The organism is Rhizobium leguminosarum bv. viciae, assembly GCF_012276115.1.
GTDB lineage: Bacteria > Pseudomonadota > Alphaproteobacteria > Rhizobiales > Rhizobiaceae > Rhizobium > Rhizobium leguminosarum_T.
Window position 1 is genome coordinate 266,540 of sequence record NZ_WIEU01000007.1, and the last position, 9,379, is coordinate 275,918.

Genomic DNA, 9,379 nt, shown 5'->3' on the forward strand with positions numbered 1-9,379 from the left:
AAATAAGTATCGGGGGATGGATCTCGAATGATCAAAAAAGATCTTGGACTGCTGCTTTTGATCGTCGTCGTCGGCATCGTCGTCGCCATCATCAACCCGCGCTTCCTGCTGCCGATCAACCTGGCCAACACTGCCAACCTGATCGGTCTGTTCGGCATCCTGTCGATCGGCCAGGCCTTTGTCATCATTACAGGCGGTATCGAGCTTTCCGTGGGCTCGCTGGTAGCACTTCTCGGCGTGCTCTTCGTCGATTTCATCGCGGTCCAGGATATGTCATGGATGCTGGCGCTGCCGCTCATTCTCGCGCTCGGCGCGGTCATAGGCGCCGTCCACGGCTGGCTGATTACTCGGCTCAACCTGCAGCCCTTCGTCGTCACCCTCTGCGGCCTCCTGATTTATCGTGGGGCAGCGCGCTTCTATACGGCTGACGGAACCGCGGGCTTTGCTTTCGGCCAGAATTTTCCAGACCTCGAATTCCTGACCGCCGGACGGTCTTACGGCGTTCCCAACACCTTCATCGCACTCGTCATCATTGCCGTGGTCATGTGGATCATGCTGCATCGCTCTGTTTTCGGGCGTTATCTATACGCGATCGGGAAGAACGAGGAGGCGGCCCGCTATTCCGGTATCCGTACCGGCCGCATGGTCATGTCGGCCTATGTCATCTGCGGGCTGCTGACGGCGCTTTCGGCGATTTATTTCGCCATGTACACACGCTCGATCTCGCCGGCGAGCCATGGTCAGTTCTACGAACTCTACGCGATCGCCGCCGCCGTACTCGGCGGCTTTTCGCTCCGCGGCGGCGAGGGATCGATCGTCGGCGTCGTGCTGGGCACGGTCCTGCTCCAGGAGCTGCAGAATCTCGTGAATCTACTGGGTATACCCTCGTCGTTGAATTTCGCTGTCATGGGTGGCGTGATCCTCATCGGCGTCTTGATCGACCAACAATGGCACGCGATCCGCGCAAGGCGCCGCCTTGTCTCGGCCGCCCGGCAGACCGAAACTCGTCTTTCGAACGAAGGCAGTTTGCCAGTGGTTGCCAATCAGGATTAGGTCGGTGCATCGGGCCATGCGTGTCGTGACCTTGCCCCGTTGCAAGATTAGATCGGGGCGGGTGAGGGGCACTAAGCCATCGATCTGTACCAACTCGCCATAGGCTTCACGCCGCAAGCGCGGCTGATGAAACGTTCGCCGCTGCTGGCGCGACAGCCAAAGTCCGGCCTCCGTCATCCAGCCGCGCAACGTCTCGCGCGACACCCGCAATCCATCGCGTTCGGAAAGCTTCTCGGCCGCCAATGTCGGACCGAAATCCGCATAGCGTTCGCGAACCAGCGTCACGACGTAATCGCGAACACCGTCACAAATCCGGTTATTCGACGGTTGGCCGATCGCCTTGTGCCGGATCGACGCCGCACCGCCCGTGCTGATCCGCTCCAGCAGACGACGCACCTGGCGCGTACTCAGATCAAGCACATGCGCCGCCGACGTCACCGCCATGTTGAAAGGGTTGGTGTCGATGTGGATCATCGCGTCGGCCATCAATGGCTCTCGCGTCCGCACGATGCCGCGCACGGACTTCTTCGTCGGATGCCAGCCGGGCAGGGTAGCCGCCCGGACGAAAGGGCCGGCCGGCCGTGATGGACGAGGACTGTTGTGGCATCTGCGAAGAGTGCCTGTCGCCGTGAACCGGACTGTCGAAGCTGTTACGCCTGACTTCGTGGAGGCGCTCGAAAGGCTTCCGGACGGCTACGTCGAGGGAACCTTCCAAGGGCGGAAGTGGGGATCGACCATAAAGCGCTCGGACGACGGCCGTCGGACCTGGCTGTATGCCGAGGAACTTGGCGGCACGGACGTGGTCTCCTTCAATCTTTACATCGCATCCGCAAATCTTCCCGTACTGAAGCCCTGCGAGATGTCGTCCGAGAAGGTTGTGCGGTTCGTTCTCGAATATGTCCCGTAAGTGCTCCGGGTTAGGCCGCCCAGCAACGCCTGCGTCGTCTTTAGCAAATTTCACCAACGTGCTCGCTGAAGTCTTATCAATACTTCAAGGAAATGGTAATTCCGTCGGGCATCAACTATGTCCTAGGGGATTGGTGAGCATGAGTCCGATAACAATATGCGGGGCCATGGTCATCGGCACCGCATCACTTCTTTCGCTGGGCGTCCTTCCGATCCTTCTTGGTGGGCTCGACGACGCAGGGCTTTTGACCAAGGCGGGCGTCGGCCAAGCAGCGATGCTCGAACTGTTCGGCCTCGCCTTGGGTTCTACTGGTGGCGGCTACTGGATGGCGCGGGGTGCGATGCGCTTGAAGACTGCTGCTGTCGCGCTTGGATTGGTGGCGATCAACGTTGCGAACGCACACGCGGAAACCACGGCCGTGGTGCTGCTCGACCGGGCCATTGCAGGCCTCCTTGCGGGATTTCTCTTCGGAGCGGCGAATGCAATCATCGTGCGTTCGAACAATCCCGACCGCCTTACCGGAATCCTATGCGGCGCATCTGTGGTTCCCCAGATCGGGCTCGCCTATCTCTTCCCCGTTCTTTTGATACCGAGCTTCGGCGTCGCAGCGGGGCTTTACACGCTCGCCGCCGGAGGGGTGATCGCCGCTCTCTTTTCTGTCACCTTGTTGGACAAGCTCGGTGACCTGGAGCACCCTGAACGAACGGGAATGCGGCTTGGTGGAACGGTACTATTGTTCGGAACCGCAACCGTCCTTCAAGCTGGCGGGCTAGGCGCGGCCTGGACTTATATAGAGCGCGTCGCAAGTCAGCACGGTTTCAGCCCTTCTGTGGTCGGACTAGCTTTTTCTGCCAGTCTTGCCACCCAGGTGGCTGCAGCATGGCTCTCGGCATGGCTTGTTCCGAAAATGGCAAAGTGGCCAACCCTTTTAATGACTGTCCTTGCGCAGGCCGGGTTCATCGCGCTTGCCATCATCACCGATTTGCCAACGACTTTCATAGCTGCGGTCTGTATCTTCGCGGGTGCCGCATGTGCTCTGCAGGCTTTCCAGATGGCCGAGATCGTTAGACTTGACGCGACAAGGAAAGCGGCCGTCCTGATCTTGCCGATGATCCTCTTCGGCAATGGGCTGGGTCCTTTGATCGCCTCGTTCGCGACGACCGAAGCCGATGTGCTCGGCGGCGGCTGGGCCGCCGTCGCCATGACCGCTGCATCCTTCCTTCTCTACGTGGGGTGTGCCGCATGGTCTTCACGACAAAGATCCAACTCCCTGCTGGAAACTACATCCACATCGACGCAGTAGCCGTCAATAGGAGGCGAGCAGTTGCTCGGCGTAGACGAGATCTGCGTTGACGCGGGAACCTGCAAAGCGGTCGATGAGCGGTTCCACAAGCGATCGGACGGCCGAAGCCTGCTCCTGTTGAGCTCTGAGGCGCGCGAGACTTAGGGTGGCGCGTATCTCCCATGCGATCGCGCCTTGTGTCTGGGAAGTCGTCAGCGCACGGCGAAAGAACTTTTCGGCGTCGATCGTCCGCCTCCCGACAAGGTGGTGTTCCCCGGCTGCGCGAAAGTGCTCCGCCGCGCACCAATGCCGCGGCGTGGTCTCGATGCGCTGGAGGTCGGTCGGCCTGTGGAATGCGCAATGGATACTCGTCATAATGTCCGCATGCGAGAGCACATGCGGCGTCCAATCTAGTGGTGCGGCGTCAAACGACCTGCGTCCCTCACCAAGGCGCTCCATCGCCACACGTAGACTTGGAATATATCCTGCCCAGCCGGGATTGCTGTATTCGCTTGCGAGTTGTTCGTAGAGCTCTGCGCTGGCAGATGCCCGCTCAATGGCGCCCGCCCACAGATAGGCACAGACGCCGCTCCATGCTGCCCAGGCGATCGTCGGAGCGTGGCCGCCCTCGATTGCAGAGCGATGTGCCCCTTCCATTTCCTCCAAGCTCGCCTCGAATTCGCCGCAAACCCAGAGCGCACGCGAGCGGAGGATTCGAACGCTCGGCGTATGGTCAAACGCAATAGGAACGCCAGGTTTAACCTCTCCGGCGAGGATCAGCGAGCGATCACACTCGCGCAGCGCACCATCGAAGTCGGAGCCGTAATACCTGACGAAGCCTTTGACGTAGTGGGCGCTTCGAAGGAAGTCGGGGTTTTGCGAACTTTGCGCGAATTCAAATGCATCCGACCCGTGGACTTCCATCTTCTCTATATTCGCCCCGGTCACTGCTGCGACGGTGAGGGTCACGAGTGCGCTCATGTGCTGATCGGGCGCGTTCAACTGCCTCGAGAGTTCCAGAGTTCGCAGCGCTGCGGCTTCGATCCGTTCCAGGAAGTCTGATGGGCCCGGCGGTTGCGTGTCGACAAGCATTTGTGCCGTTTGGTCACAGACGAGCATCTCCAACCGCAGGGCGTCTCCATTCTGCGCATCGGTCGGCACTGCGCGGATGGTCTCTGCCGAGCGGTTGACATATTCCGCCCTGATGTTGAGGGAGTGACATAAGCCGATTCCTGCTGCCATCAACCTCAGGGCCATGTGCCAATCGCCGTTTCTCACCGACCAATCATGCGCTGCGCGCCAATCGTCCACAACGCCGACCTGGCCTCGCTTGAGATCGGCGGCGGAACCCTCTTGGTCGGCTATCGCGGCAAGTCGAAGCAGCGTGTACCCGACGAAGCGGGCATAGACGGTGGAAGCCTCGTTGCCCTCAAGCAGCTTGAGCCTAGCGTAGACTCGCATCGTTTCCAGGAAACGAAACGAAGAGGCCTCATCCCTCGACTCCACGGTGAGAAGGGACTTGGCGACCAGGTTCGCCAGGGTGTCATGAATTGCCGCGCCGGACGATGCGTCGATACCAACGATCGCTTGCGCATCGTCGACCGTGAACCGTCCGGGGAACACGCCGAGCTGGCGCATCGCCAAGGCTTCTACCTCGGTCAAAGTATCGTAGCTCCAATCGAGGGTTGCCTGCAGGGTCCGATGCTTCGGCAAGGCGGTGCGCGTGCCGCGGGTCAGAACGGTGAACCTGTCGTCAAGTCGACGGGCGAGTTCAGTTATCGTCATGGTATCGGTGGTGGCCGCAGCGAGTTCTATGGCAAGCGGACTTCCATCCAGGCGGCGGCAAACTTCGCCCAGCAGGACTGCATTGCCGTCTTCTATCGCGAACGCGTTCGACCGACGTCCGGCCGCCTCCGCGAACATCTGGACTGCCGGGTAACCCATGGCCGACTGCGCCGTCAGCGCGGCGCCCTCAGGCGGACAACCCAATGGCTCCAGTGGGATGACGCACTCGCCTGGAACCCGCAGCGGTTCACGGCTTGTAGCGAGGATTGAAACGCCTTCGGTTCTGCTCGTCAGCCTTGCCACCATCGCCGCGACTTCGCCGACGACGTGTTCGCAATTGTCGAAGACGAGCAGGATCGTCCTGTTCACGAGGGCGCGCACGATATGAGCGGCGATGTCGTTCGGAGTTCCATCCAGCTCAAGCGCTTCAAATATGCATCCCTGCACATGGAGCGATGACACCGACGTGGAGAAGTCGACGAACACGCAGTCCGTACCCACATGCTTCTCAATGGCCGCCAGCGCCAGTGCGGTCTTGCCGATGCCTCCGGCCCCGACGATCGTCACGATGCGGTGTACTGTCAGCGCGTCTCCAACGCGGGCCAACGCTTCGCGTCTGCCAAATAGGGTATTGAGCTGTCGTGGTACGCGCGATGGGGGCGAGGTTGACATCTCTGTGGCACCCGCCACTGACACCGCTCCAGCGAATACGTATCCCTCGCGCGGAACCGTGGTGATATCGAAGCTGCGATCAACTCCGTCTGAAAGGGCCTTGCGCAGGGCCGCGATATGCACACGAAGGTTGACGTCCTCGACGTTCAACCCCGACCAGGCAGCGGCTAGTAGCTCTCTCTGACTGACAATGCGACCAGGACGCTCCACGAGTGCCAGCAACAGCCGACAAGCCTTCGCCCCGACGCGTAACTTGACGCCATCGCGCCGCAGCTCGAGCCGCAAAGGGTCGAGTTCGAAGGGGCCGAATGTGAACCGTTGCACTGGCACGACCAACTCCGCGAGAGCCATGACACGCCTTAGGTACTCGAAGTTCCAATAGGCGGCAAGTTGCTGCGACCGCGGCCCCTCAGGACGCTCACTACCGTGTCTTAACAACTCCTAACACTTCCCAACTTGAACGACCTGCGCTCCCGTCCGACAGTTCGGCCATCGCACACTTGGACAGACGGATGGGAGGTTTTGCTAATGCCGATTTCGGCTCACAACGCGCAGGCGATCATCGATCACGCAGAGGCGAAGGCTCGAGAGATGGGACTTGCCGCGATCATCGCCGTCCTGGACGACGGCGCGCACTTGAAGGCGTTTCACCGCATGGACGGCGCGGTACTCGGATCCATCGATATCGCCATCCGGAAGGCCCGGACTGCCGCGCTCTTTCAATGCAATAGCGAGGATGTCTGGGAGTACCTGAAGCCCGGTGCGCCAGCCCCGCATCTCGAACTCACCAATGACGGACTGGCCCCTTACGGCGGCGGCATCGCGCTCAAATGTCCGAATGGCGGGCTAGCCGGGTCGCTCGGCGTCTCCGGCGGAACGATCGAACAGGACACCAAGATCGCTAAGGCCGGGCTCGCGGCCTTCGAGGCGATACTTCGCTGATCACTAACCCCACCATCGACGAGAGGACAATGACATGACTAAGACCATTCTCATCACAGGCGCCGGCTCTGGCTTCGGCAAGGCAGCGGCGATAGGCATGGCCAGGAACGGCCACAACATCATTGCGACGTGCCAGGTTTCGCCGATGGTGACGGCCATGCGCGAAGAAGTGGCAGCGCTGGATCTCGGTGGGCGCATCAGGGTCGAGCGTCTCGATCTCACGGATGCCTACGACATCAAACAGGCTCAGGGGTGGGACTTCGACGTTCTGTGGAACAACGCAGGGCAGGGCGAACCAGGTCCGGTCTGGGAGATTCCTGTCGACATCGTCCGTCGCAACTTCGAAATGAACGTCTTCCTTCCGCTGACGCTCACCCAGGGCGTCATCCAGCGCTGGATCCGTGAAGGCAAGCATCATGGAAAGAAGGTCGTGTTCACCTCGTCCATGGGCGGTCTGTTCACCCCGGCGAACTGGGGGACCTACGTATCGACGAAGCATGCGCTGGAATCTATCGCCGAAGCATTGCAGCAGGAACTCGCCGCATACGGCATAAAGATCCAGACCATCAATCCCGGCGCCTACTACACCGGCTACAACGAGACGATGGCCGACAATCCGTTCCGCTGGATGGATGACAGCAAGAACTTCACGAAGCGTGCTGATCTCCGGAAAGGCTTCGACGACTTCTTCGCCACGCCTGAAGGCAAGATGGACCCCAAGGAAATGATCGATCGCATGATCGAGATCGTTCCGGCCGACACGGGCAGATTCCGCAACGTCTGCCCGAAAGTCATCGAAGACATGCTGAAGGATCATCAGCTCAAGGCCTGGGAAGCGCAGATCTAAGCATATCGCGGCGTTGCTCCGCCGCTCACCTCCACCGCCGGGATCGGCCCGGCGGAAGCAACGACTCGTTCAAGGAGCTTCGAGATGAGCATGAGGAAACCAATCCAAGCCATTGCGAGAGGAGTCGCCGCCGCGGTCCTCTCTAGTGTACTCTTGGCGCAATTCGACGTGGCCGCCGCTGCCGATGAAGCCGCGAATAAGGCAACGGTACAGAAGGCGTTTGACGCGTGGTCATCAGGGACCGGAAGTCCTTACGATCTCCTCGCTGACAACGTGGAATGGACCATCACGGGCAATTCGGCTGCATCCAAGGCCTACGGCAGCCGGGACGCCTTCATCAGCGAGGTGATCAAGCCGTTCAACGCGCGCATGAGTGTCGGCCTCAAGCCGACGATCCGGAATATGTATGCCGACGGTGATACTGTCATCGTCTTCTTCGATGCGGCAGGGACTGCAAAGGATGGAAAGCCATACATGAACACCTATGCGTGGTTCCTCGATATGCAGGATGGCAAGATCGTGAACGCATCGGCGTTCTTCGACAGCATTGCGTTCAACGAACTATGGAAGCTCGTTCCTGCCGAGTGAGGCGAGCGAAGGAGGTCACAATGAAGACGTGGTTCATCACCGGCGCATCGCGCGGCTTCGGCGCCCGCATCGCGCAGCTTGCACTCGAGCGGGGCGACAACGTCGTCGCGACCGCACGCAGCATGGGAGCGATCAAGGAAGCCCTTGGAGAGCGGCCGAACCTCCTCGCGGCTACGCTCGACATGACAAGCGAACAGCACGCGCGAGATGCCGCCCGACAGGCGGTCGAGCACTTCGGCTCCATTGACGTCCTTTTGAACAATGCGGGCTTCGGCCTCATCGGAGCGGTCGAGGAGGCGACAGCCGAAGAGGTCGAACGCCTCTATCAGACCAACGTGTTCGGTCTGCTCACCGTGACGCGGGCGGTACTGCCGAAGATGCGGGCGCAGGGGTCAGGACGCATCCTCAACATCTCGTCTATCGGCGGCTACCGCGCAGGAGCTGGCTTCGGCGTCTATTGTTCGACGAAGTTCGCGGTCGAAGGATTGTCGGAGGCACTCCACGCCGAGCTGGCACCTCTTGGGATCCATGTGACCGTGATAGAACCGGGCTACTTCAGGACGGACTTCCTGGACTCCAGTTCGTTGTCGGTGAGCGGGAACAGGATCCCGGACTACGACGGAACCGCAGGAGCCGTGCGCGACCACGCTTCAGCAATGAACCACAATCAGCCCGGCGATCCGGAGAAATTCGCCCGGCAAGTCGTGGCATTCGCAGATGTGGCGGGCCCGCCCGTTCGCATGCCCTTCGGCAGCGACACCGTCGCCGCGATAGAAGCCAAGCATATGTCGGACGGGGAGATCATCCGGCGGTGGCGGCAAACGTCCGTATCCACTGACTTCTGACAACGATGTGCTGCGTCTGAGTGCATGCCATCGGAATGAAACGTATTGCGCCGGATCTCGCGATAGATCGTCGAACGCTGTCGTCCGAGCTGGCGCGCCATCTCATTGACCGGCACCTTACGTTCGACAAGCTGGTGCAGACGGCGCCGGTCGGCGAGGGTCAATTGCAAATAGCATCGAGACATCCAAAATCTCCAAAGGGAAGCCATTGTTTTTTCTGGCATGTCGCACTTGGAAATAGAATGTACCCCCTTACAAGGATTGTGGCGGCAGGGTTGGAATGTCCGTTTGTGTGCAAAGTAGAAGTGTCACTTTGGGTGCGTCTTCAGCCATGCGACACTCGGCATGTCCACTTGCGCTGAGGCAAGCCCCCGACCGGACCGGCTGGGCCGGGTTGCAAGGGAAGGGAGGGGGCGGATGAGACGCACCCATTGGCTTTAGCTTTGACAGTTGCAGCA

General features: G+C 60.3%; 8 protein-coding genes and 2 pseudogenes. 7 read left to right on the forward strand and 3 right to left on the reverse strand.

The window, feature by feature from the left end; all coding sequences use genetic code 11:
- Positions 1–27 precede the first annotated feature (27 nt).
- Complete coding sequence (locus GFM02_RS15885) at positions 28–1,053, forward strand: ABC transporter permease (RefSeq protein WP_168322122.1); 1,026 nt, start codon at positions 28–30, stop codon at positions 1,051–1,053.
- Positions 1,054–1,128: 75 nt separating this feature from the next.
- On the opposite strand, the pseudogene GFM02_RS15890 reads toward GFM02_RS15885, so the two are convergent.
- Positions 1,129–1,497, reverse strand: a pseudogene (locus GFM02_RS15890) (helix-turn-helix domain-containing protein); the annotation flags it as partial.
- 184 nt (positions 1,498–1,681) lie between these two features.
- Here GFM02_RS15890 and GFM02_RS15895 point away from each other — a divergent pair.
- Both GFM02_RS15895 and GFM02_RS15900 read left to right on the forward strand, forming a co-directional pair.
- Positions 1,682–1,960, forward strand: a complete 279-nt coding sequence (locus GFM02_RS15895) for a hypothetical protein (protein ID WP_246764378.1) — start codon at positions 1,682–1,684, stop codon at positions 1,958–1,960.
- A gap of 166 nt (positions 1,961–2,126) precedes the next feature.
- On the forward strand, positions 2,127–3,263 hold the full coding sequence (locus GFM02_RS15900; RefSeq protein WP_168273224.1) for an MFS transporter: 1,137 nt from the start codon (positions 2,127–2,129) through the stop codon (positions 3,261–3,263).
- A gap of 3 nt (positions 3,264–3,266) precedes the next feature.
- Here the strand turns inward: GFM02_RS15900 and GFM02_RS15905 are convergent, their stop codons facing one another.
- Entirely contained in the window at positions 3,267–6,050 is a 2,784-nt protein-coding gene (locus tag GFM02_RS15905; protein WP_168322123.1) for an ATP-binding protein, read from the reverse strand.
- A 177-nt stretch (positions 6,051–6,227) separates the two neighbouring features.
- Here GFM02_RS15905 and GFM02_RS15910 point away from each other — a divergent pair, with 177 nt between their 5' ends.
- The 4 genes from GFM02_RS15910 (at position 6,228) to GFM02_RS15925 (ending at position 8,921) form a co-directional block, all read left to right on the forward strand.
- Positions 6,228–6,641, forward strand: a complete 414-nt coding sequence (locus GFM02_RS15910; protein WP_168273226.1) for a GlcG/HbpS family heme-binding protein — start codon at positions 6,228–6,230, stop codon at positions 6,639–6,641.
- Positions 6,642–6,675: 34 nt separating this feature from the next.
- Complete coding sequence (locus GFM02_RS15915; protein ID WP_168273227.1) at positions 6,676–7,488, forward strand: SDR family oxidoreductase; 813 nt, start codon at positions 6,676–6,678, stop codon at positions 7,486–7,488.
- Between the two features lie 84 nt (positions 7,489–7,572).
- Positions 7,573–8,076 carry a nuclear transport factor 2 family protein gene (locus tag GFM02_RS15920; RefSeq protein ID WP_205930326.1) on the forward strand — a complete coding sequence of 168 codons (504 nt, stop codon included), beginning with the start codon at positions 7,573–7,575 and terminating at the stop codon, positions 8,074–8,076.
- Positions 8,077–8,096: 20 nt separating this feature from the next.
- Positions 8,097–8,921 (forward strand): SDR family NAD(P)-dependent oxidoreductase, encoded by an 825-nt coding sequence (locus tag GFM02_RS15925; RefSeq protein ID WP_168273228.1) that lies wholly within the window; start codon positions 8,097–8,099, stop codon positions 8,919–8,921.
- Between the two features lie 31 nt (positions 8,922–8,952).
- Here the strand turns inward: GFM02_RS15925 and GFM02_RS15930 are convergent.
- A pseudogene (locus tag GFM02_RS15930) lies at positions 8,953–9,106 on the reverse strand (helix-turn-helix domain-containing protein); the annotation flags it as partial.
- Between the last annotated feature and the right edge of the window lie 273 nt (positions 9,107–9,379).

Coding starts and splice junctions, on each gene's coding strand:
- GFM02_RS15885 (WP_168322122.1), top strand. CDS start 28: ATGATCAAAAAAGATCTTGGACTGCTGCTTTTGATCGTCGTCGTCGGC.
- GFM02_RS15900 (WP_168273224.1), top strand. CDS start 2,127: ATGGTCATCGGCACCGCATCACTTCTTTCGCTGGGCGTCCTTCCGATC.
- GFM02_RS15905 (WP_168322123.1), bottom strand. CDS start 6,050: ATGGCTCTCGCGGAGTTGGTCGTGCCAGTGCAACGGTTCACATTCGGC.
- GFM02_RS15910 (WP_168273226.1), top strand. CDS start 6,228: ATGCCGATTTCGGCTCACAACGCGCAGGCGATCATCGATCACGCAGAG.
- GFM02_RS15915 (WP_168273227.1), top strand. CDS start 6,676: ATGACTAAGACCATTCTCATCACAGGCGCCGGCTCTGGCTTCGGCAAG.
- GFM02_RS15920 (WP_205930326.1), top strand. CDS start 7,573: ATGAGCATGAGGAAACCAATCCAAGCCATTGCGAGAGGAGTCGCCGCC.
- GFM02_RS15925 (WP_168273228.1), top strand. CDS start 8,097: ATGAAGACGTGGTTCATCACCGGCGCATCGCGCGGCTTCGGCGCCCGC.